Here is a 21,425-nt window from a genome sequence, read left to right as displayed (position 1 = left end):
TGCCTCTCCTTGAGCACGCCTTGCGCGCCGCGCCGGCCCCGAACGAGAACCGGATCACACGCCCTGCTTTAAACCAACTGACCCTATCCCGCACCGGCACGAAATGCGCAGTCGCAGCGTTATCTCGCCGTCAACCTTAACGACCCACGGAAAGGTGGCATTTCGGCACGGGCGTGCTATTGTGCGGTGCACAATGCGTGCCGGGCCGACAACGTGCCGCCGAAAAACACGAGGAGACGAACATGACCCAGACCCCGAACTACGAGATCCCGACCGAGATGCGGGACTTCGCGGAGAAGAGCGTCGAGCAGGCCCGCAAGGCGTTCGACTCCTTCATCGGCGCGGCGCGCAAGACCGCCGACACGCTGCAGGGCTCGGCCGAGCTCGCCCGCAACAACGCCCAGGACGTCTCGACCCGCGGCATCTCCTACGCCGAGCAGAACGTGAACGCCGCGTTCGACCTCGCCCAGAAGCTCGTCCGCTCGAAGGACGTGCAGGAGGCGATGCAGCACCAGGCCGAGTTCGTGCGCAGCCAGTTCGCCGCGATGCAGACCCAGGCCCGCGAGTTCGGCGGCCTCGCCCAGAGCGCGATGCAGCAGGGCGCCGAGAACGCCAAGCAGGCGATGCAGCAGGGCGCCGAGCAGGCCCGCAACGCCATGCAGCAGGGCGCCGAGGCGGCCCGCAACACCGCCAGCAACGCGACCAACGCCGCCAAGGACGCGGCGTCCTAAGGACGCGCACGGCCCGGTTCGCCGGGCCGCCGGCCGGCACGGTCGAGGCCGCGCTCCCGCGAGGGGGCGCGGCCTTTCTCGTCAGACCGCGTCCGGCGTCTTGCTGCGGCGCAGCGGACCGACGTCGAGCTCGTCCAGGCAATCGTCGGCGTCGAGGTCGCCCACGGCGCGGGCCGGCGGATCGACGGCCCGGATCAGCCGGACGATCTGCACCGCCCGGTCGGCGCAGTCGGGCGAGATGCGGGCGATGTCCTCCGCCAGTTCGACGACCGCGTCGAGGGTGCGCTGCCATTGGGCCGAGGTGGTCACGGCGGATCTCCCGGGCTCGAGGACGGAGACTGGATAACGAAGCTCGATGACGACGACGCGATGACGACTTTCGCGAACGGCGCACCGGCCGCGATTTGCCGGGGCGGGGCGGTTCGGCTACCGATGCGGCCCCCCGGGGCCCGCGCGGCGTCCCGCAGGGTAGCTCCCCGCCAGAGAGGAACGCAATGATGCGAGGGTTCGTTCGCGCCGGCCTGTCGTCGGCCGTCCTGTTGGTCGCGGTCCTGACCGGTTCGGCGCAAGCCCAGTACTACCGGGAGGACACGCCTCCCGGCTACGGCTACGACCGCTACGAGCGCCCGGCCCCGCGGCGCGCGGTCGGCTACAATTGCGACGCGGTGCAGCGCGGCTTCACCGGCCCGCAGCCGTATTCGTGCCCGCTGCCGGGCCCGCGCCCGCTCGGCGCCCGCTGCTTCTGCGACGTGCCGCTCGCGAGCTTCAGCGCGCCGCAGCCGCCGGCGCCGGGCCGGGTGGCGCCGTAACACGAAGAGGACCGCCCGAGGGCGGCCCTTTCATCGCGTCGCGCGGCGGCTGACGGCCGGCTCTCAGTTCAGCACCACCACCTTGGCGCCGACCTTGACCCGCGAGTACAGGTCGGTGACGTCGTCGTTGGTCATGCGGATGCAGCCCGAGGACACCGCCTGGCCGATCGTGTCCGGCTCGTTCGAGCCGTGGATGCGGTAGAGGGTGCCGCCGATATACATCGCGCGGGCGCCGAGCGGGTTGTCGATGCCGCCGGCCATGTAGCGCGGCAGGTCGGGGCGGCGGGCCAGCATCTCCTTCGGGGGCGTCCAGGACGGCCATTCGCGCTTGGCGGTGATCGTCTTGGTGCCCGACCAGGTGAAGCCTGGGCGGCCGACGCCGACGCCGTAGCGCAGCGCCATGCCGTCGCCCAGCACCAGGTAGAGGCGGCGCTCGGCGGTCGAGACCACGATCGTGCCCGGGGCGTAACCGCCGTTGAACGGCACCAGCTCCCGCGGGATCGGGGCGACCTGGGCCTGCTCGGTGCTGCCGGCGGACTGGCCCTGACCCTGGCCGTAGTAGCCCTGCGTGCGGTAGCTCGGCGCGTCGTAGGGCTGGCCGGCGTAGTAATCCTCGCCCGGGTTGGCGTCGAAGGGATCGTAGGGCGCAGCCTTGGCCGGCGCGGAGGCAAGCACGCACACGCTCAGAGCGCCCGCCAGGGCGGTAGCGAAGATCTTCATGGCCGGAGCCTTACCTCAGCAGTTACCTTTGCTGTACAATGCTGTCCCCGGCTCGGTGGTTCCCGGTTAAAGCGACGCTTATCGCGTCGGCGGAGTACTGAGCGTGGCCGGAACGTTCACGTTCGGTTGATCGGATCGACGGCATCCGAGGGACCGGGCGGCGAGGGGTCAGAACACCTCGGCGGTATGGACCCGGAAACCGGAGAGCAGCGAGGGCCCGAACTGGGTCGAGATCGCGACGTCGGTGGCGTCGCGGCCGCGCGCCATGACGATGCGGCCGATCCGCGGCCGGTTGTGGCGCGCGTCGAACGTGTACCAGCGCCCACCGAGATAGACCTCGAACCAGGCCGAGAAGTCCATCGGGTCCGGCACCGCCGGCACGCCGATGTCGCCGAGGTAGCCGGTGCAGTAGCGCGCCGGGATGTTCATGCAGCGGCAGAAGGTGACGGCGAGGTGGGCGAAGTCGCGGCAGACGCCCTCGCGCTGGTTGAACCCGTCGAAGGCCGAGCGGGTGGCGTCGGCGCGCTGGTAGTCGAAGCGGATCCGCTCGTGCACGTAGTCGACGATGGCCTGCACCCGGGCCCAGCCCTCCGGCGTGTTCCCGAAGAGCTGCCAGGCGGTGTTCGACAGCTTGTCGGTGTCGCAGTAGCGGCTGCCCAGCAGGTAGACCATCACGTCGTCGGGCAGGTCCTGCACCGGGTGCTGGATCGCGTCGGGGGCGACCTCGTCCGGCCGGCCGCCATCCGCGATCACGAAATCGGCCGAGACGGTGAGCGGGCCCGGCGGTTCGAGGATGCGGGTGCAGGTATTGCCGTAGCGGTCGGCGTAGTCCCGCGCCGGGATCGGCGGGTCGAAGCGCAAGGCCGGCGAGGTCAGGCAATCGCCGAGCCGGGACGGATGGACGCTGAGCATCAGCAGCATCGGCGTCGGAGCCGGGGAATCGAAGGTGATCGCGTACCCGGTCCGGATCCTCATGACGGTGCTGGCTCCCTGGTGACGGCGGCGCGCCGAGAGTCAACGCAGGGTAAGGCCTCGGCGTCCCCGCGGGCTGCGCGAAGAAGCGGCAGGGGCTGGGCGAAGTTTCGTCGACCCGGCTAATCCGCCGCCAGCCGGTCCGCCGCGCGGGTGCCGGCCCGGACCTCGCCGGCGGGGATCTCGGTCACCCGGACCGTGACCGCCATGTCGAGGAAATCCTCCGGCCGACCGATCCAGCTGCCGTGGAGCGGCACCGCCTGGCCCGGATGACGGGCGACCGCGACGCGGATCAGGTCGCGGTTGCCGACGATGCCGTTGGTCGGGTCGAACTCGACCCAGCCCGCCCCCGGCAGGTAGACCTGGACCCAGGCATGGGTCGAGCCGCCGCCGAGATGCCCGGTCGCGCCGTCGCGCGCATCGACGATGGTCGCGCCGTCGCGCGCGTCACCGTTGGTCGCGCCGTCGCGCACGTCACCGGTGGTCGCACCGTCGCGCACGTCACCGGTGGTCGCACCGTCGCGCTCCGGGACGTAGATGTACCCGGAGACGAACCGGGCGGCCAGGCCGAGGGCGCGCACCGCCTCGATCATCAGGAGCGCGAAGTCGCGGCAGGTGCCGCGGCCGAGACGCAGGGTCTCGGCCGGATCCTGCACGCCCTTCTCGATCCGGGCCTCGTAGGCGAAGTCCCGGCGCACGGCGTCCGTCATCGCGGCGAGGAGGGCGCGGGTGTCGGCGGTGCCGTCGGGATCGAGGAAGCCGCGGGCCCAGGCCTCGACCGTCCGGCCCGGGTGCTGGCGCTCGATGCAGCGGGCGAGGTCGGGCACCTCGTCGGCGTCGTAGGCGAAGGGGTAGCGCGCCGCCCGCGGCGCGAGCGCGAAGGCGAGGGGCGGCTCGGGCGTGTGCTCGAGGGTGATGCGGCAGGCGAAGCGAAGCTCCGCCGCGCGGCCGCGGAAGCGGGCCACCGCGACGCAGTTCCCGAACACGTCGTGGATCCAGTGGAGCGCCTGCGGCTCGGGCGTGATCGCCAGGGAGGCCGCGATCAGGCGCTGGTCGTAGCTGTCCCGGGGCCGGAACAGGAGCCGGTGCTCGCCGAAGCCGACCGGTTGCCGGTAGCGGTAGGTGGTGACGTGGTCGACGGAGAGGATCGGCACGAGGGTTCCGTCTCGCCGCGGCCGCCGGCCGCGGCTCGTTGGCGTGAGGGACTTGTTGAGGCGAGGGCTTCGGCGGTGGAGGCGGTCGGGCCCCCTCGGATCGTCAGCCGCGCCGTGCGCGGGCCTCGAAGGCGGCCGCCATGGTGTCGCCGTGCCGCCCCAGGGTCTCGAGCCGCTCGGCTCGCCGGTTCTGCTCCCGGCTCTCCTCGCCGGGGCTCAGCTCGGCGAAGACCCGGGCCTGCTCGGCCTGCTGGCGGTGCCGCTCCGCCTGCTCGCGGAAGAAGGCGGCCTGCTGCCCCGCCGTCGCGGCGTACTCGGCCTGATAGCTGTCGCGGTCGTTCGTCTTCATCCCCAGATCCCCCGATCCGTTCCACGCCCGTCTCGATGCCGGTTCCTCCGACCTCCGAACTCCCCTGGAGGGAGCGCCCCTGGAGAGCCCGAGACCCGGAAGCCTAAGCCAGGACCACCGTGCCGATCAAATCGGCAGAGGTCATCATATGGAGGTTCGCCGGACGGATGACCGCCATTCCCCGCACCTTGCTTCGCACCTTGCCGCCGGCGTTCGGCGCGGGACCCGGGGCGCCCGTCCGCGATCGGCTCAATCCACGGGCGGGCGCGGGTTGCGAGCCGCGTGCTCGGCGAGGGCGAGCAGGTCGGGCGCCCGGTCCAGCGGCACTGCCTGGGGCGGCAGGCGCGCGTCGGGCACCGGGCCGTCGGCGCGCGGCGGCTGGGCGACGACGAGGTGGATCGTGGGCCAGAGCGTCGCGACCGCGCGGGCGAGCCCCGCACCGTCGAGCCCACCGGTCCGCCCGGTCGGCAGGCCGATCAGGACCAGGGCGACGGCGTCGCCGCGCAGGCGCAGGGCGTCGAGGCCGGCATCCGGGTCGGGACAGCGCAGCGTCTCGAGGCCGGCGCGCGCCAGCAGGGAAGCGGCCTCATCGGCCCCCGGCACGTCGCCGACGAGCAGGGCGAGCCGGGTGGACGCCGCTCCCCCCGGCGCGCCGCCCGCGTCGTCGGGCCGCGGCACCTCGTCCGCGCTCGCGGGCTGCGCGGCCTGGCGGTGCTCCAGCTCGCGCAGGAGGGCGCCCAGCCGCTCCGGCACGGTCTCGAGCATCAGGCCGTCATAGGCCGCCGCGAGACCCGCCCCGAGGGCGTCGAGGGAGAGAGTCGGAGTGAGTTGCGTACCGCCCGTCTGGCATCCGGCGCCCGCCGCGCCCATCGCCACCTCCTGATCGCTGAACCGTCGTCAGGAGGATAAGCCACGACCGGCGCCGCGGTTTCCGCAACTGGAGCTCGGCAGCGGGAGTTTTTCGCAACGTTCTTCATCGCGGAGGACCGGTCCGCGGCGATCAAATCCCCGCCCTCAGGGCGTGTCGGCGGCGTAGGCCATCACGCCCATCAGGGCGCCGACGTCGCGGTAGCGGGCGCCGCGGGTGCTCATCATCGCCTCGAACTTGTCGTGGACCTGCGCCACCGTCAGGCTGCGGGCCTTCCGGCGCCCGACGCGCTCGTAGAAGATCGGCCGGTTGGCCTTGGCGGGCTTCGGCAGCAGGGCAGCGGCCTCGGCCTTCGGCTCCTCGACCACCTTGGCCATGAAGCGCTCGGCGTCGTCCGGCCCGAGGAAGTGGGCGAGGTAGGTCTCGCCGAGGGTGAGCTCGCGGCCGATCCGGGCAGCGATGCGGGCCGAATCGCGCTTCAGCATCTCGCCGGCCAGCACGGCGGAGAGCGAGGGGTCGCGGCGCAGGTCGAGGATGCGGGCGCGGTCGGACGCGTCGGCGACGCCGTTGTCGTCGCCGATCAGGCCGGCCTCGCGGGCGTAGCCGTGCTGGGCGCCGAACTCCCGCATCACCTGCAGCCAGGTCCGCTCGATGAACTGGTAGAGGCCGGTGGCCGAGGAGGTCCGGGCCTGGACCTCGGTGAGGAAGCTCGATTCCTTGTCGGCCACCGCCATCAGCAGGACGGGGTCGGTGCGCACGGTCGCGGCGGCCCGCACGATGGTCTGGACGAGGTGGCGGCGGATCCGCATCGGGCCGAAGCTCAGGACCTCGTTGGGATCGCCCCCGGTGCTGGCGGCGAGCAGGTCGTCGTAGGAGACCCGGTCGACGCCCGACGAGCCGAGGGCGGTGTCGAGGTCGTGCACCGGCTCGCGCAGGGGCGCCATCACGGCGGCCTCCCTGGGCTGCGCCGTCGGCGGCTTGAGGTTCTGGATCTTGAGGTTCTGGATCTTGGGCTGCGGCATCACCAGCAGGTCGGCCATGATCATGGTGACGGCCGGGCGGGCGGTGACGAGGTCGCTGCCGTACTGGTGCAGCAGGGCGGAGAGGCCCGCCGCCAGGCACCCCGCGGCGAGGAGCGCCCGCGCCATCACGGGGATGCCGCCCTGGGCGGCCCGGCTGCCGCCGAGGGAGAGGACGTCCCCGTGGGGCCCCGCCATCCGCAGGCCGCCCCGCTGCGCCGGTCCGTCCGCTCGACGTCGCATCTGATGTATCGCCCCGGTTTCCGTGCCTGTGAGGCGCAAGAAGCCGGTGAGATGTGGCGATAAGACGGCGACGCTCGCCGAGCTTAGGTCCGTCCACCTACAAGCTTCGCCGTAAGCCGCCCCGAGCATTCGGAACTCGTAACGGCCAAGCTTGTCCTGCGGAACCGGACCGGCGACTGGCGAGGACGATGCTGCGCCGCAGCGAGGCGGGCGCTCAGCGGGCGGCGCGCGCCACGGCGTCGTCGCGGGTGCGCTGGCGCTTGTTAGCCTGGTGGCGGCCGAGGGCGCAGCCCGCGGCGGCGCCCGCGAAGGTGTGGCCGACGGCGTGGCCGGCGATGCCGCCGACGACGGCGCCCTTGATGCAGCCCTTGGCCTCCGCCGCCCCGGCGAACCCGGCCAGACCCACGGCCAGCACGGCACCGGCGATCATCTTGCGCATGGCAACCTCCCGTACGTCACGTCATGGACGTCACTGAACAGCGCAGGTCGTTCCTCGGTTCCATCATGCTCGATCCACGGCGAAGACCGGGTCAGGCGGAGGCGAGCACGTAGATCTGCAGCATGATCTCGACGGCGAGGAGGACCGCGATCACCGCGAGCAGCAGCGCCAGGACGGCCTGGCCGCGGGTCTCGAACAGCGCGAGCGCCTGGGCGCCCGCCGCACGCAGCAGGGGCGGGACCGGAGCGGGCTTGGGAGTGAGCTTGGGAGAGAACTTGGCGGGGGGCTTGGCAGGCGGCTTGGCAGGCGGCTTGGCGGCGGGTGGGGGCGCCTCCTCGGTCCGGCGGGCCTCCTCGGCGGCCTGGATCTCGAAGCTCGGCCGGTAGGCGCCCACGGGCACCTGGATGCGGACCGGCAGGGCCCGGCCCTCGTCGCCGTAGACCTCGTCGAGGACGCGCCGAAGGCGGCCGGCCTCGACCCGCACGCTCGGGTCGTTGCTCGGATCGAAGCTGTCGGCCCGGCCGAGGGCCTGCGTGGCGATGGTGTAGGCCTTGATGCCCTCGCCCCGGCCGGCCAGCTCCTCCTCGATGATGTAGCTCAGGAAGGCGGCCAGCTTCGGCGACCGCCGGAACGCGGGTGCGCGCAGGCAGCCGTCGAGGCTGCGGCGCACGGCTTCGGCCGGGACGGGCTCCGCGCTGGGTTGCTCGCTCATCGCACATCTTCCAGGGCGCCGACCGGCGCCGCGTCCGCATTACAATCTTCTACGGGAATGGTTGCTCCATACGTTATGCGTATGCAGCCATGCGGCACCATCGGTTCATGTTGGGGAAACCTGCGGCATCGGTATCGGACGGCCGATCCTGATTGTCGCGACCCGTCACGACGGCGCTCCGGTCCCGGCGCACGGCCGGGACGGACTGTTCCGGCAAGGGCCGTGCCGCCACGGCAGGAGCCGGTTTCCTCTCCGGCAGCATGATGCGGGGCGCCGGCGGACGCCCTTAACCGATCGCTAACCATGTCCGGCGGAGGATCGTCCGACCCTGACCGCACCGAGGTGATCCATGCCGCAGCATCAGACCCGCCCGCTGCCCACGGCGTTCGCGCGCTACCCGATCCCGCTGGAGCTGCTGGCCGTCCTGCACCGCGCCACGGAGGACGACGTGGACGCCCTGGTCTCGCGCATGCCGGAGACCGGACGGGCGCGGCTGGCGGCCTACTGCACCGACAAGGACCACCTGCACCGGCTCGGCCTGCGGATCGCCGGCACCTGCGACGAGGCCGCCCTGGTGCGGGTCGTCGGCGCCGATGCGGGGGCGAGCCTCTACGCCCAGTCGCGGCCGGTCGAGGGCCTGTCGAACTGAGGCGCCCCTCACTCCGGTCGGCCGTGACGGACGGCGTGCCGGACATCGGATTGCCGGAAATCGCACTGCAGAGTGACGATGTGGGAGGGGCTGCGCCGGGCGCGGCCCCTTCTCGCGTTCCGGCACCCGGCCCTCGGCGGTCCATCGCATCGCCTGCATCGTACCGGCCTTCGCGGCACCCCCGGGCGCCGCTGCCGACAAAGAAAAAAGGCCGCTCTCGCGAGCGGCCCGAAGTCTAGGGAGGAAACGCCCAAAGAGGGCTGCAAGGCCGCGACGCCATCGCGACCGTGCGATGCACAAACTAGCGTGCGCCGCACAAAACGCAAGCGGAATTTTCGTTTCCGGCCGCGATCGCAATGAATGGCAGCGCTGCACCCGACAGATGGCTTTCGGATCGACGAGGAGCGAAGGTCGCGCCGGAGCGCCGCATCCCAAAGGGTGAGGAACCGCCCTTCGCAGGCGTGGTTGAAGCGGGACAACCTGTGGAGGAAATCCCATGACACGCCTCGCCATGATCGGTGCCGGATTCGTCCTGCTCGCCGGAACCCTCGGCGCCGCCGCCGGACCCTGTGCGCCCGGCCAGACCGCGCAGAAGATGGACAAGAGCTCCAACGTCGATCCGTCCGCCACCGCCTCGGTCACCCCGGGGCGAAGGCCGAATCGCCCGGCACGGTCGGGGCGATGCAGAATGTCGGCTCGCAGACCGCGACCTCGCCGTCCGACGTCAGCAAGCAGTCGAGGGGCGAGAAGACCGCCGCGCAGCAGGCCGGCGACTGCTGACACCGGCCGACCGCGAACCCTCGGCTCTCGCGGCGCAGGCTCCTCCAAGCGGGGGAGCCTGCGCTTCTTGGCGCGGGCACCGACGCCGGGGGCGTCTCGGCAATCCCGTCCGACGAATGAGCCCGGATGTCGCAGCAGCCTCCCGGCCGTACCCGGACGCAGCCCTGGCGCGTTGGGCCGGTGCTTTCACGCGAGCGCCGTCGCGGCGCCGGACCGGAGAGGAGGAGACCGATGGCCGACAGGACACCCGAGATGGCACGGGCGCAGATCGAGTTCGCGCTCCAGGCCAAGCGCGATTCCCTCGCGGCGGCCTCCCACGCCCTGCGCAACGCGCCCGAGGACCACGAGGCGCAGCGCAACGTCGAGCGCCTGACGGAGGATGTCGGACGCCTGGAGATCCAGCTGCGCAGCGCGATCTGACGGACGGCGCGCACGGAGGCGGCGGGCTCCGGCCCGTCGCGAGGAGCCCCGCACGCGATCGATGGCGCAAGGCGACGCCGCCCTCGTCGTCGCGTTCCGGTCCGGCTCAGGCCGGGCCGGAGCCCCTGAGGTAGCCCTTGACCCGCAGGGACTCGCGCAGGATCCGGCAGATCGCCTCGCCGCGGGAGAGCTGCTCCACCGCCGCGAACTCGGTGAGCGCCAGGGCGAGGTCGTCCGGGATGTGGAACGCCTCCTCGTCGGTGCCGGTCCCGGCCGCCGCGGGGGCCGGTGGAATCCCGGCGGGTGTCTCCCCGGTGGGTGTCTGGGCGGGATCGGTCATCGGGCACCTCCGGCTTTCCCGGGTATCGCACCGGGGGGCGGATCGTTCCGCCGGGGGCCTCCGCCTACCGCCATCGGCTTAACCCCGTTGCGGGACGCTCGGGCCCGGGAGCCGCGCCGGATGGCGCGCTTGCCGCCGCCCGGCTCACCGGCGAAGAAACGGGAGCGGCGCCGCGGCCCGAGGAGAGCATGGCGATGACCCCGTTCGGCCAGATCCCGTCCGGCCAGATCCCGTCCGGCCAGATCCCGTCCGGCCAGGTTCCGTCCGCCAAGGCCCCCGGCAAGGTTGCGCCCGGCGAGATCCCGCCCGGCATGCCGTCACCGCTCACGTGGCCGCTCGGGTGGCCGGGCCTCCAGCACGTTGCCCAAGCGGCGGGCCTCGCCTGCCTGCCGGTGCTGGTGTGGCTGTCGTGGATTCCCAAGGACTGGGAGGTCCGGACCGGCGCGGCCGGCCAGATCGAGCACTTCGTCGCCTATGCGGGCACGGCGGGACTCCTCGGCCTCGGTTTTGCCCACGCGCCGACCCGGCGCCTCGGCCTCGCCCTCGTGGGCCTCGCCGGCGTGCTCGAGATCGGGCAGATCTGGGTTCCGGGCCGTACGGCGCAGGCGATCGACTTCGCGGCGAGCGCCGGCGGCGCCCTGGCGGGCCTCGCCGTCGCACGCGCCCTGGCGGGCTTCCGGCGCGCGGCCGGGCAAGGAACCTGACGGTCCGGCGCCTCAGGCGGCCCGGACCATCCGCGGACGGGCGGGCCGCGGCGCCAGGCCGAGGCGGACCGGTTCCTCGGGCCCGCGCACGGTGAGGGCGAGGCTCACGGTCATCACCGGCTCGCCCGCGCGATCGCGAACCCGCACCTTCAGGTCGGAGAGATCGGCGCCGGACAGGCCGGCCCCGGCGAACGCGATCGCCGTCCGGGTCGCCTCGGCCCGGATCTCGTCCTGGCTGCAGAGGATGAGCCCGATATCGTCCCGGCATTGCCAGGCGCCGGCGCTCAGGTCGAAGAAGTAGCGCTGCACACCGTCCTCCCCTTGTTCTGGGGACAGATGTGCACAGACCCTTCGGGCAATGCTTTAACAAATTTGAAAGGATTGAGTCGGACCGTTCGGCTTCACCGCGGCGCGTAGCGCCCGGGCTTCGGTCCGTGTGTCCGTGGTACCGCCACCCCGGCTCGAACGGGGGACCTCTAGATCCACAATCTAGCGCTCTAACCAACTGAGCTATGGCGGCTCGCGACGGGGGGCTGTGTAGTCCGGCCTGAGCGCCGTGGCAAGCGCCGATCCGCGTTCCCCGGCGGGAAAGTGCGCCGGCCGCGAACGCGATGCCGGTCGACCCGCCGGCCCCGGCGCCCTAAACCCCGGGCAGCGCCCGCCACGCCCCCCGCCATGCCCGCCACCACGGTCCGATGACGCCGAGATCCGAGACGGTCCGCCGCTCCCTCACGGGGAGCGCCCTCGTGCAGGCACCGGGCCGGCTGCGCGCCTGGGTGCGCGGCGGGGAGATCGGCCTGATCCTGCTCGCCGCCCTGGTCGGCTGCCTGTCGGGAGCGCTCGTCAGCTTCATGGGCTGGGCGGCGCAGGGCGCCCACGAGCTGCTGTTCGGCCTCGACCTCGACGAGCGCCTGAGCGCGACGCCCCACGTGCCGCCGCTGGTGGCGCTCGGCGTGCCGGCGCTCGGCGGGGCGGTGCTCGGCCTGGCGGTCTGGCTCGGCGGCTTCCTGCGGCGGGTGCCGGGCAGCCCGGTGATCGACCCGATCGAGGCCAACGCCCTGCATGGCGGCCGCCTCTCGCTGCGGGATTCGGTGCTGGTGGCGGTGCAGAACCTGATCTCGAACGGAAGCGGCGCGTCGGTCGGGCTCGAGGCCGGCTACACCCAGATCTCCGCCGGGCTCGCCTCGCGCCTGGGGCTGAGCTTCGAGCTGCGCCGCAACGACATGCGGGTGCTGGTCGGCTGCGCCGCCGCGGCCGCCATCGCGGCGGCCTTCGGCGCCCCGCTCACGGGGGCGTTCTACGCCTTCGAGCTGATCATCGGCACCTACGCCATCGCCTCGCTCACCCCCGTGGTCACCGCGGCGCTCGCCGGGGCCTTCGTGTCGCGCGCGCTCCTCGGGCACCAGACGGTGATCACCATCGGGCAGACCCCGGCGGTCGGCCCGGCCGACTACCTGCCGACGCTCGGCCTCGGGCTGATCTGCGCCGGGCTCGGCATCCTGATCATGCAGGGCGTCACGCTGGTGGAGGAGGGGGTGCGCCGCACGAAGCTGCCGCCCCTCGCCCGGCCGGTCCTCGGGGGGCTCGCGGTCGGGGTGCTGGCGCTCGTCGCGACCCCGCAGGTGCTCTCGGCCGGGCACGGGGCGCTGCACCTCAACCTGACCGATGACGGCGCCACGGTCGGCGCGGCGGGGCTGGTCGGGCTCTTCCTCGCCAAGGCGCTCGCCTCGGCGATCTCGATCGGCACCGGCTTTCGCGGCGGGCTGTTCTTCGCCTCGCTGTTCCTCGGCGCGCTCGCCGGCAAGGCCTTCGTGATGCTGGCCCCGCCCCTCGTCGCCATGGTGCTGCCGCCGGCCACCTACGCGGTGGTGGGAATGAGCGCGCTCGCGGTCGCGATCATCGGCGGGCCGATGACGATGACGTTCCTCGCCCTCGAGGTCACGGGCGACTTCCCGATCGCCAGCCTGGTGCTGGTGGCGGTGATCGCCTCCTCGCTCACGGTGCGCAAGACCTTCGGCTACTCCTTCGCGACGTGGCGCTTCCACCTGCGCGGCGAGTCGATCCGCAGCGCCCACGACGTCGGCTGGATCCGCACCCTCACGGTCGGCCAGCTGATGCGCCGCGAGGTGCGCAGCGTGCGGACGGACACGACGCTCGCGGCGTTCCGGCGCGCCTTCCCGCTCGGCTCGGGCACCCAGGTCGTCGCCGTCGACGAGGCCGGGCTCTATGCCGGCATCGTGCTGGTGGCCGAGGCCCACGCCGCGCCGATCGACGACAAGGCCGCCGAGACCCGGGTCGCCGACCTCGTGCGCTACCGCGACCAGGTGCTCCTGCCGCAGATGAACGCCAAGGAGGCGGTCGCGCTGTTCGACAAGGCCGAGAGCGAGGCCCTGGCGGTGGTCGAGAGCCGCCAGGCCGCCCGGGTGATCGGCATCCTCACCGAGAAGCACACCCTCAAGCGCTACAGCGACGAGCTCGACCGCCAGCGCAGGGCGAGCGTCGGAGAGGTGGCGTGAACGGCGATTGACCGGCAAAGCCGGATGCGCGACGGCGAGGGGACCATAACAGGAGGGAATCCCATGTCGGCAGCCAAGCATCCGTCGGGCAAGCGCACCTACCGCATCGCCGTGATCCCCGGGGACGGCATCGGCAAGGAGACGGTGCCGGAGGGCGTGCGCGTGCTGGAGCAGGCGGCCAAGCGCCACGGCTTCACGCTGCAGCAGGACTGGTTCGACTTCTCGTCCTACGACTACTACGCCAAGCACGGCCGCATGATGCCGGAGGACTGGAAGGCGCAGATCGGCGGGCACGACGCGATCTTCTTCGGCGCCGTCGGCTGGCCGGAGAAGATCCCGGACCACGTCTCCCTGTGGAACTCCCTGATCCTGTTCCGGCGCGAGTTCGACCAGTACATCAACCTGCGCCCCGTCCGGCTGATGCCCGGCGTGCCGAGCCCGCTCGCCGGCCGCAAGCCCGGCGACATCGACTTCTGGGTCGTGCGCGAGAACACCGAAGGCGAGTATTCCTCGGTCGGGGGCCGGATGTTCCAGGGCACCGACCGCGAGTTCGCGGTGCAGGAATCGGTCTTCACCCGCCGCGGCACCGACCGGGTGCTGAAATTCGCCTTCGAGCTGGCGAGTTCGCGGCCGAAGAAGCATCTGACCTCGGCCACCAAGTCGAACGGCATCGCCATCACCATGCCGTACTGGGACGAGCGGGTGCAGGAGATGGCGCGCCATTATCCCGACGTCGCCTGGGACAAGTACCACATCGACATCCTGACGGCCCACTTCGTGCTGCACCCGGACTGGTTCGACGTCGTGGTGGCCTCCAACCTCTTCGGCGACATCCTCTCGGACCTCGGTCCCGCCTGCACCGGCACGATCGGCATCGCGCCGTCGGGCAACATCAACCCGGACCGGGACTTCCCGTCGCTGTTCGAGCCCGTCCACGGCTCGGCGCCGGACATCGCCGGCCAGGGCATCGCCAACCCGATCGGCCAGATCTGGTCGGGCGCGATGATGCTGGAGCATCTCGGGGAGAAGGAGGCCGCGGCCGAGATCGTCGCCGGCATCGAGCGGGTGCTCGCCGAGCGCACCCTGCGCACCCGCGACCTCGGCGGCAACGCCGACACGGCGGCCTGCGGCCTCGCGGTGGCGGAAGCCATCGGCTGACGGGAGGAGGGCGCCCGGCCCGGCCGGGCGCTCCCGGAACCATTTCCCGCACCTCCTCGTTGCGGGCCGGCACTGCGGCAACCGGCACGGTCGGCGGCGCGGGTGCGGTGTCGGGAGAGGGTTCATGAGCAAGCTGAATCGCGGCAAGGTGCTTCGCGGAACCATGACGGCCGCCGTGCTGGTGCTCGGCGCGGCGACCGCGTTCGCGCAGGGCGGCGCCGGGGGTGCCGGTGGCGGTGCCGGTGGCGGGGCCGCGGGCGGAGGGGCCGGAGGCGGCGCCGGCGGCGTGGGTGGTGCAGGCGGCGCGGGTGGCGGAGCCGGCGGCGTGGGTGCCGGCGGTGGAGCGGGCGGCGCGGCCGGTCCCCGCGGCGGCGCCGGTGCGGCGCAGTCGGGCGGCGCGGCCGGACCGGCGGGCGGCGCGGCCGAGCGGCCCGGTGCACCCGGAGGCCGGGCCGGCGGAGACGGAGCCCAGCCGGGCGCCGGCGGGCGCGGAGCCGAGCAGGGTGGCGAGCGCGGAGCCGAGCGTGGGGAGCGCGGCGAGCGCGGCGCCGAGCGCGGCGAGCGTGGGGAGCGCGGTGCCGAGCGCGGCGAGCGCGGAGCCGAGCGGGGTGAGCGCGGCGAGCGCGGCGGGGAACGTGGCGAGCGGGGTGGCGAGCGCGGCGAGCGGGGCGGCGGCCGGTCCGAGGCCCGGGGCGCCGTCTCGCGCCTCGACACCACGAGGCGCACCGAGTTCCGCCAGACCATCGTGCGCTCCGGCGTGCGGCCGGTGACCGGGGTCAACTTCGCCCTCAACGTCGGCACCGCGGTACCGCGCTCGGTCACGCTGCACGCCCTGCCGCCGGCGATCCTCACCCTGGTGCCGGCCTATCGCGGGTTCCGCTACGTGCTGGTCGGGGACGACATCGTCATCATCGATCCCGACACCTACGAGATCGTGGACGTGATCCCGGGCTGAGCACCGGGGCGGCCTCCGGCTCAGGCACGGTCCTTGAGCCGGAGGATGAACACGGCGAGCTCGGATTGCCGCGACACCCCGAGCTTAGCGAAGACCTGGCGCAGCTGCGAGCGGGCGGTCTCGTGGCGGATGCCGAGGCTCCCGGCGGCCTGCACCAGGGAGCGCGACCCGTCCATCAGCAGGGCGAGCCGGGTCTCCGCCGGGGACAGGCCGAGTTCGGCCAGGCGGTCCGTCTCCCGGCGGCCGTCGCCGGCGACTGGGCGCAGGACGACCAGGGCGAGGTGGTCCGGCACGAGGAGCCGCGCCATGCCGACGACGCCGCGCAGGTCCTGCCGCAGGCCGATCGCGGTGACGGACCAGCCCTCCGCGCCCGCCGGCCCGGCGCCGGTTTCCCCGTTTCCGGTCGCGACCCCGCCGCAGGCCAGGGTCACCTCGCGCGCCGTCGCGGCGGCGAGCCGCCTGTCCCGGATCTCGAGCCGGTCGAGGACGCCGACCCGGGCCGTCTCGCCGTCGGCCAGCAGGGCGTGGCCGGCGCGGCTCGCCTCGACGAGTCGCAGGTCGCGGGTCACCACGAAGGCCGGATCGGCGACGCGCGCGAGCAGCGTCTCGCCGGGCCCGAGGGCGGCGTGGGTCGGGAAGCAGGCCCGGTTGGTCTCGATCGCCCGGCGCATCCGCGGGGCGATCCGCTCCATGATCGCGGCGAGCCGGCCCTGATCGCGGGCGGCCCGTCCGAGGTCGTGCTGCAGGTTCAGCACCGCGAGGCGCCCGTCGGCGTCGATGAGCTTGATCCCGCTCGAGGCCTTCATGCCGCCGAGGCGCGACAGCCAGTCGGCGTAGAACTCGGTGTGGCGCAGGGACGAGGCCGGCATCCGCTCCTCGGAATGCATCGCCACCATCGCGGGGGTCGTCAGGATCACCGAGATCCACGGGTTCACGGCGCCGTAATGCGCCTCGTAGGCCTGGACGTCGGCCGGGTCCCAGCCCCAGTGGACGAGCGGCAGGCCGGTCCCGGCGGCGGCGTCGACGACCTGGAGCACCGGCCAGATCCCCGGCAGGAGGCGGCCGATCTCGGCCATCACGGCCTCCCAGGCGCCCGGATCGCAGGCGGCGTGGTCGATCGCGAGACCGATCTCCTCGCTCACCCGGTGCACGCGCTCCGCCTCGCCCATCGCCGCCGTCTCCGACACCGGTCCGGGAGATCCCGCTGGCCTCCCGCGCCGGACCGCCACGGTGTCACGCCGCCTGCACGGCTGTCCAGGACGCGCGCCGGACCCGCCGATTTCGCGGGCGGGGACGGCCTGTTCTTCGGGCACCGCGCCGCTTGCCCGCGGTTGCGCGCGCGACTAGGGTCCCGCCCGCTCGAAGACCCGGCAAGCCGGGCGTGTCTTTCAAGGTTCTGGAGTCGATCATCATGGGCTTTCTGGCCGACGCCCTCTCGCGCGTGAAACCCTCCGCCACCATCGTGATGACCCAGAAGGCGCGGGACCTGAAGGCCCAGGGGCGCGACGTCATCAGCCTGTCGGTCGGCGAGCCGGACTTCGACACGCCCGAGCACATCAAGCAGGCCGCCGTCGAGGCGATCGCGCGCGGCGAGACCAAGTATCCGCCGGTCTCCGGCATCGTGCCCCTGCGCGAGGCCATCGCCCGCAAGTTCAAGCGCGAGAACGGCCTCGACTACAAGCCGAGCCAGACCATCGTCGGCACCGGCGGCAAGCAGGTGATCTACAACGCGCTGCTCGCCACCCTGAACCCGGGCGACGAGGTGGTGATCCCGCGGCCCTACTGGGTGTCCTATCCGGAGATGGTCGGCCTGTGCGGCGGCACCCCGGTCTTCGCCGAGACCACGATGGCGACGAACTTCAAGCTCCAGCCCGAGGAGCTCGAGCGCGCCATCACCCGTAAGACCAAGTGGGTGATCCTCAACTCGCCGTCGAACCCGTCGGGCGCCGCCTACAGCCACGCCGAGATGAAGGCGCTGACCGACGTGCTGGTGCGCCACCCACACGTCTGGGTGCTCACCGACGACATGTACGAGCACCTGGTCTACGGCGACTTCAGCTTCGTGACCCCGGCCCAGGTCGAGCCGGCGCTCTACGACCGGACGCTGACCATGAACGGTGTCTCGAAGTCCTATGCCATGACCGGCTGGCGCATCGGCTACGCCGCCGGCCCCGAGCAGCTGATCAAGGCGATGGACTTCGTCCAGGGCCAGCAGACCTCGGGCGCCGCGACGATCTCGCAATGGGCCGCGGTCGCCGCCCTCGAGGGGCCGCAGGACCACCTGGCCGAGTTCCGGGCCGCGTTCCAGACCCGGCGCGACCTCGTCGTGTCGATGCTGAACCAGACCAACGGCCTGCGCTGCCCGACGCCGGAGGGCGCGTTCTACGTCTACCCGTCCTGCGCCGAGCTGATCGGCAAGCGCACCGAATCCGGCAAGGTGATCGAGACCGACGAGGACTTCGTCACCGAGCTCTTGATGGCCGAGGGCGTCGCCTCGGTGCACGGCTCGGCCTTCGGCCTTGGCCCCAACCTGCGCATCTCCTACGCGACCTCGAACCAGCTCCTGGAAGAGGCCTGCCACCGCATCCAGCGCTTCTGCGGCTCGCTGCGCTGAGCGCGACGAGCCCGTAGGGGCGGCGCGGCACCCTGATTCGAACCCGGCGGGCCCGCGCCCGCCGGGCTTTTTCATGCTCTGGTCAAGCTCGCCGAGGGAGCGCGTTTCGACGCAAGCCCCCGGCCCGCATTCCGGTTGCCCCGCCGGCCCGGTCTGGCTTACACGGGCGGTCCTCGATGCCGGCGCGTCCGGAGGCTTCCGGAACCCATCCGGGCTGTGCGGCAAAGAGGTCGGCGACGACGGGATGGGGCGGACCAGTTCTCTGCACCCATTCCTGTGAGGCTCAGTGGGCCGAGCAGTCGCAGGAGCGTCACGGGTTCGGGGAACAGGAACCGCGACCCTGGCGCATGGCCCACCAGACTTCCTCGGCGGCCCGATAGACCATCGGTCGATCGGGGCCGTCGCCTCCCGTTGTGGGACGGCTCCGGCCCGAGCCGCGGGGGCCGCCCGTTAAGCATTGTGGCGTAAAGACTGTCGGCACGGGTCGGATCGACGGCCCCGACACGAGATCGCGGGTCCCGACCAGTCATGTGGCGCCTCCTCACCGGTGGAATCAAAGTCATCATCGCGATCGCCGCGCTGACCACGGCCGCGAACTGGATCGCCCTGCGCGAGAAGGACCGGGCGCCGAGCCCGGCGCTCGCGGCGGCGATCGATCCGCCCACCACCGGCGCCCTCGCGCCCCGCAAGGCCGGTGCCGCGGCCCCCGCCCGCCTCGACCAGCGCGGCCTCGGCCGGCTGATGTCGGAGGCGTCGGGGGAGGGGCGGCGCTGAGGGGCGCCGCTCGCCCCCGACGGGCCGCGGATCAGCGCGCCGCCGCGGCCTCGCCCCAGCCCGGGACCGGGAAGGCGCGGTCGTAGGCCAGGTTGAACACGAAGGCGTAGGCCACGTAGAAGCCCGCGATCGCGAGATCCATCACGAAGGCCTCGACGAGGCCGATCCCGAGATACCAGGCGATCGGCGGCAGCAGGATCACCAGCAGGCCCGCCTCGAACAGCACGGCGTGCGCGACCCGCAGGGCCAGGCCCTTGCGCGTGTGCCCGGCGAGCCGCTGCATCGCGTGGTCGAAGCCCAGGTTGTAGACGTAGTTCCATCCCGTCGCCGCCACGGCGCTGCCGATGCCGATCACGCCCATCGCGGAGGCGTGCAGCCCGAACGCGACGGTGCCGAGCGGGATGATGAGCGCGAGGCCGACGACCTCGAACAGGATGGCGTGGCGGATGCGGTCGCGCGTGCTGCGCATGGTCTCGGGCCTCGGATTCGGTGATTGGTTCGCCGCGTTCTATCTGCGATACCCTGATCGGCAAGTTGGGACGTATCGGGAAATCGGATAGATGGCCGTCTCGCTCGACCAGCTCGAAGCCTTCGTGGCGGCGGCCGAGGCCGGCTCCTTCTCCGGCGCCGCCCGCGCCCTGCGCAAGGCGCAGTCGGCGGTCAGCACGCAGGTGGCGAACCTCGAGGCGGATCTCGGGCTGACGCTGTTCAGCCGGGCGGGCCGGAACCCGGTCCTCACCCCGGCGGGCGAGCGGCTGCTCTCGGAGGCGCGGGTCGTGCTCGACCGGCGCGAGCACCTGATCGGCGTGGCGAGCAGCCTGGAGCAGGGGATCGAGAACCGGCTCGTCGTCGCCATCGACGAGCTCTATCCGGAACACGCGCTCGGCGCCCTCTTCGCCGAGTTCGCCCGGGCCTTCCCCCACGTGGAACTGGAGCTGCTCTTCCCGCTGATGGAAGATGTCAGCCGCATGGTGCAGTCGGGCGCCGCCGATCTCGGCGTGATGTGGCGCCAGGAGGTTCTGCCGACGGAGCTCGGCTTCCGGACCATCGGCTGGGTGCCGCTCAAGCTCGTCTGCGGGCGCGACCACCCGCTCGCCAAGGAGCGGGTGGAGTGGGAGGAGCTGAAGCGCCATCGCCAGATCCTGGTGGCCGCCCGCAGCGACGGGCCGGAGAAGAGCCGCCTGCGGGTGGCCGCCGAGGTGTGGTGGGTCGAGAGCCACTGGGTGATCCTCGAGATGGTCAAGCACGGGATCGGCTGGGCCTTCGTCACCGACCACGTCATCGCCGCGTCGCTGACCGCGCCGCATCTCGTCACGCCGGACCTGCAATTCGACGAGGGCGACTGGCCGGTCGCCCTGGAGCTGGTCTGGCACAAGCAGCGGCCCTGCGGCCCCGCCGCCACGTGGCTGCGCGCGCGCTTCGCGGCGGAGCGGATCGGCGGCCATCCGGGAGGCGGCCGGACCGGGTGAAGGACCGGCGCGTCGCGAGGGCGCGCTACCGCGCCAGCACCGCCAGCCACCCCGGCACCCCCACCCCGTTCTGGCGCCGGATCTCCGCCGGCTCCAGCAGCGCGACCGTCAGCCCCGCCGCCGCCGCGTCCTCCCGCACGCTCGCGATGCCGTGGGCGTAGCGCCCGTCGGCCCCGAGCACGGCGCCGCGCTCGCCCGGATGGCCCTGGATCGTGAAGGCGAGCAGGCCGCCGGGGGCCAGCACCCGGGCGGCCTCCAAAAAGACCGGGCCGATCGCGCGCAGGTAGATGAACACGTCGGCCGCCACCGCGAGGTCGGCTTTTCCCGGCGGCTCCGCGTCGAGGAACGCCCGCAGGTCGCCCTCGTGCAGGCGGGCGTAGAGGCCGGTGCGGCGAGCCTCGGCTAGCATGCCGGGCGAGAGATCGACGCCGGCGAGCGTGCCGGCGAGGCCGTCGAGCGCCCGGGCCATCAGGCCGGTGCCGCAGCCGAGGTCGAGGACGGTGCCGAACCGGGCCTGCGGCCCCCGCAGCCGCACCAGGGCCTCGCGGATCAGCGCCGGGCCGCGATAGCCCAAGCCCTCGACGAGGTGGCGCTCGAAGCGGCCGGCATAGCCGTCGAACAGGGCCCGCACGTAGGCCGGCGAGATCGCGTCCCCGTCGGCCTCCCCCGCGGCTTCGCCGAGTTCCGCGAGGTGCAGGCGGGCGCCCAAGGGATCGTCGGGGTCGAGGGCGAGCGCCGCCCGGAACGCCTCGGCGGCGGCTTCCCGCCCCCCCGGATCGGCGGCGCGGGCGCGGCCGAGGAGCAGCCAGGCCGGGCCGTAGGCGGGGGCGAGTTCCAGCACCTGCGCCGCGAGCTCGGCGGCGGCACCCGCGTCGCCGTCGGCCAGGGCCGCCTCGGCCCAGGCGTAGCGGCGATCGGCGAGAAGGTCGCCGGAGGAGCGGGCGGGGGCGGGCATCGCGCGTGATTCCATGGGAGGCGACGGAGGCGGAGAACCGCCTGTCCGGGGGGAGGGGACGCAGGCGGAGGACCG

The 21,425-nt window shown here is 72.8% G+C and carries 25 protein-coding genes and 1 tRNA gene; 11 read left to right on the top strand and 15 right to left on the bottom strand.

The window, feature by feature from the left end; translation table 11 throughout:
* Positions 1-242: 242 nt before the first annotated feature.
* Complete coding sequence (locus DK419_RS27975; RefSeq protein WP_109961961.1) at positions 243-731, top strand: phasin; 489 nt, start codon at positions 243-245, stop codon at positions 729-731.
* 81 nt (positions 732-812) lie between these two features.
* Here DK419_RS27975 and DK419_RS27970 read toward each other — a convergent pair whose 3' ends face one another.
* Positions 813-1,040, bottom strand: a complete 228-nt coding sequence (locus DK419_RS27970; RefSeq protein WP_109961960.1) for a hypothetical protein — start codon at positions 1,038-1,040, stop codon at positions 813-815.
* 188 nt (positions 1,041-1,228) lie between these two features.
* Between DK419_RS27970 and DK419_RS27965 the strand changes: the two genes are divergently transcribed.
* Positions 1,229-1,540, top strand: a complete 312-nt coding sequence (locus DK419_RS27965; RefSeq protein WP_109962559.1) for a hypothetical protein — start codon at positions 1,229-1,231, stop codon at positions 1,538-1,540.
* A 63-nt stretch (positions 1,541-1,603) separates the two neighbouring features.
* On the opposite strand, the gene DK419_RS27960 is transcribed toward DK419_RS27965, so the two are convergent.
* The 8 genes from DK419_RS27960 to DK419_RS27920 all read right to left on the bottom strand — a co-directional run bounded on the left by DK419_RS27960 (position 1,604) and on the right by DK419_RS27920 (position 8,016).
* Complete coding sequence (locus DK419_RS27960; RefSeq protein ID WP_109961959.1) at positions 1,604-2,260, bottom strand: L,D-transpeptidase; 657 nt, start codon at positions 2,258-2,260, stop codon at positions 1,604-1,606.
* A gap of 168 nt (positions 2,261-2,428) precedes the next feature.
* A complete protein-coding gene (locus tag DK419_RS27955) occupies positions 2,429-3,235 on the bottom strand; it encodes a transglutaminase-like domain-containing protein (protein WP_109961958.1) in 807 nt (268 codons plus the stop codon).
* A gap of 119 nt (positions 3,236-3,354) precedes the next feature.
* A complete protein-coding gene (locus DK419_RS29730; RefSeq protein ID WP_245442760.1) occupies positions 3,355-4,386 on the bottom strand; it encodes a transglutaminase family protein in 1,032 nt (343 codons plus the stop codon).
* A gap of 103 nt (positions 4,387-4,489) precedes the next feature.
* A complete protein-coding gene (locus tag DK419_RS27940) occupies positions 4,490-4,735 on the bottom strand; it encodes a hypothetical protein (protein ID WP_245442759.1) in 246 nt (81 codons plus the stop codon).
* A gap of 249 nt (positions 4,736-4,984) precedes the next feature.
* Positions 4,985-5,605, bottom strand: a complete 621-nt coding sequence (locus DK419_RS27935; protein WP_109961956.1) for a response regulator — start codon at positions 5,603-5,605, stop codon at positions 4,985-4,987.
* A 144-nt stretch (positions 5,606-5,749) separates the two neighbouring features.
* Positions 5,750-6,865 carry a transglycosylase SLT domain-containing protein gene (locus DK419_RS27930; protein WP_109961955.1) on the bottom strand — a complete coding sequence of 372 codons (1,116 nt, stop codon included), beginning with the start codon at positions 6,863-6,865 and terminating at the stop codon, positions 5,750-5,752.
* 214 nt (positions 6,866-7,079) lie between these two features.
* Positions 7,080-7,304: a hypothetical protein gene (locus DK419_RS27925; RefSeq protein WP_109961954.1), complete on the bottom strand. Its 225-nt coding sequence runs from the start codon at positions 7,302-7,304 to the stop codon at positions 7,080-7,082.
* A 91-nt stretch (positions 7,305-7,395) separates the two neighbouring features.
* Positions 7,396-8,016 carry a hypothetical protein gene (locus tag DK419_RS27920; RefSeq protein ID WP_109961953.1) on the bottom strand — a complete coding sequence of 207 codons (621 nt, stop codon included), beginning with the start codon at positions 8,014-8,016 and terminating at the stop codon, positions 7,396-7,398.
* 349 nt (positions 8,017-8,365) lie between these two features.
* On the opposite strand from DK419_RS27920, the gene DK419_RS27915 reads away from it, so the two are divergent.
* On the top strand, positions 8,366-8,665 hold the full coding sequence (locus DK419_RS27915) for a hypothetical protein (protein ID WP_109961952.1): 300 nt from the start codon (positions 8,366-8,368) through the stop codon (positions 8,663-8,665).
* Positions 8,666-9,676: 1,011 nt separating this feature from the next.
* Positions 9,677-9,865: a hypothetical protein gene (locus DK419_RS27905; RefSeq protein WP_109961951.1), complete on the top strand. Its 189-nt coding sequence runs from the start codon at positions 9,677-9,679 to the stop codon at positions 9,863-9,865.
* Positions 9,866-9,971: 106 nt separating this feature from the next.
* On the opposite strand, the gene DK419_RS27900 is transcribed toward DK419_RS27905, so the two are convergent.
* Positions 9,972-10,205 carry a hypothetical protein gene (locus DK419_RS27900; protein ID WP_245442758.1) on the bottom strand — a complete coding sequence of 78 codons (234 nt, stop codon included), beginning with the start codon at positions 10,203-10,205 and terminating at the stop codon, positions 9,972-9,974.
* 194 nt (positions 10,206-10,399) lie between these two features.
* Here DK419_RS27900 and DK419_RS29725 point away from each other — a divergent pair, with 194 nt between their 5' ends.
* Positions 10,400-10,909: a VanZ family protein gene (locus DK419_RS29725; RefSeq protein WP_245442757.1), complete on the top strand. Its 510-nt coding sequence runs from the start codon at positions 10,400-10,402 to the stop codon at positions 10,907-10,909.
* A 12-nt stretch (positions 10,910-10,921) separates the two neighbouring features.
* On the opposite strand, the gene DK419_RS27890 is transcribed toward DK419_RS29725, so the two are convergent.
* Together DK419_RS27890 and DK419_RS27885 are read right to left on the bottom strand one after the other, a co-directional pair.
* Entirely contained in the window at positions 10,922-11,218 is a 297-nt protein-coding gene (locus tag DK419_RS27890) for a DUF6894 family protein (RefSeq protein ID WP_109961950.1), read from the bottom strand.
* A gap of 134 nt (positions 11,219-11,352) precedes the next feature.
* Positions 11,353-11,429, bottom strand: a tRNA-His gene (locus DK419_RS27885).
* Between the two features lie 175 nt (positions 11,430-11,604).
* On the opposite strand from DK419_RS27885, the gene DK419_RS27880 reads away from it, so the two are divergent.
* The 3 genes from DK419_RS27880 to DK419_RS27870 all read left to right on the top strand — a co-directional run bounded on the left by DK419_RS27880 (position 11,605) and on the right by DK419_RS27870 (position 15,538).
* Positions 11,605-13,425: a chloride channel protein gene (locus tag DK419_RS27880; protein ID WP_109961949.1), complete on the top strand. Its 1,821-nt coding sequence runs from the start codon at positions 11,605-11,607 to the stop codon at positions 13,423-13,425.
* A gap of 63 nt (positions 13,426-13,488) precedes the next feature.
* The gene (locus DK419_RS27875; protein ID WP_109961948.1) at positions 13,489-14,583 is read left to right on the top strand and encodes a tartrate dehydrogenase; all 1,095 of its coding nucleotides are present in this window, start codon (positions 13,489-13,491) and stop codon (positions 14,581-14,583) included.
* Between the two features lie 124 nt (positions 14,584-14,707).
* Positions 14,708-15,538: a DUF1236 domain-containing protein gene (locus tag DK419_RS27870; RefSeq protein WP_109961947.1), complete on the top strand. Its 831-nt coding sequence runs from the start codon at positions 14,708-14,710 to the stop codon at positions 15,536-15,538.
* A gap of 20 nt (positions 15,539-15,558) precedes the next feature.
* Here DK419_RS27870 and DK419_RS27865 read toward each other — a convergent pair whose 3' ends face one another.
* The gene (locus tag DK419_RS27865; RefSeq protein ID WP_162561447.1) at positions 15,559-16,725 is read right to left on the bottom strand and encodes a helix-turn-helix transcriptional regulator; all 1,167 of its coding nucleotides are present in this window, start codon (positions 16,723-16,725) and stop codon (positions 15,559-15,561) included.
* Between the two features lie 224 nt (positions 16,726-16,949).
* Between DK419_RS27865 and DK419_RS27860 the strand changes: the two genes are divergently transcribed.
* On the top strand, positions 16,950-18,152 hold the full coding sequence (locus DK419_RS27860) for a pyridoxal phosphate-dependent aminotransferase (RefSeq protein WP_109961945.1): 1,203 nt from the start codon (positions 16,950-16,952) through the stop codon (positions 18,150-18,152).
* Positions 18,153-18,680: 528 nt separating this feature from the next.
* A complete protein-coding gene (locus DK419_RS27855) occupies positions 18,681-18,926 on the top strand; it encodes a hypothetical protein (RefSeq protein WP_109961944.1) in 246 nt (81 codons plus the stop codon).
* Between the two features lie 31 nt (positions 18,927-18,957).
* On the opposite strand, the gene DK419_RS27850 is transcribed toward DK419_RS27855, so the two are convergent.
* On the bottom strand, positions 18,958-19,395 hold the full coding sequence (locus tag DK419_RS27850) for a PACE efflux transporter (protein WP_109961943.1): 438 nt from the start codon (positions 19,393-19,395) through the stop codon (positions 18,958-18,960).
* Positions 19,396-19,486: 91 nt separating this feature from the next.
* Here DK419_RS27850 and DK419_RS27845 point away from each other — a divergent pair, with 91 nt between their 5' ends.
* Positions 19,487-20,395 carry a LysR family transcriptional regulator gene (locus DK419_RS27845; protein WP_109961942.1) on the top strand — a complete coding sequence of 303 codons (909 nt, stop codon included), beginning with the start codon at positions 19,487-19,489 and terminating at the stop codon, positions 20,393-20,395.
* Between the two features lie 25 nt (positions 20,396-20,420).
* On the opposite strand, the gene DK419_RS27840 is transcribed toward DK419_RS27845, so the two are convergent.
* Complete coding sequence (locus DK419_RS27840; protein WP_109961941.1) at positions 20,421-21,350, bottom strand: class I SAM-dependent DNA methyltransferase; 930 nt, start codon at positions 21,348-21,350, stop codon at positions 20,421-20,423.
* Between the last annotated feature and the right edge of the window lie 75 nt (positions 21,351-21,425).

Origin of the sequence: Methylobacterium terrae, assembly GCF_003173755.1 — a bacterium.
Taxonomy (GTDB): domain Bacteria; phylum Pseudomonadota; class Alphaproteobacteria; order Rhizobiales; family Beijerinckiaceae; genus Methylobacterium; species Methylobacterium terrae.
The sequence above is the reverse complement of the archived record's forward strand: the minus strand, read 5'-3'. Positions and strand labels throughout refer to the sequence as shown.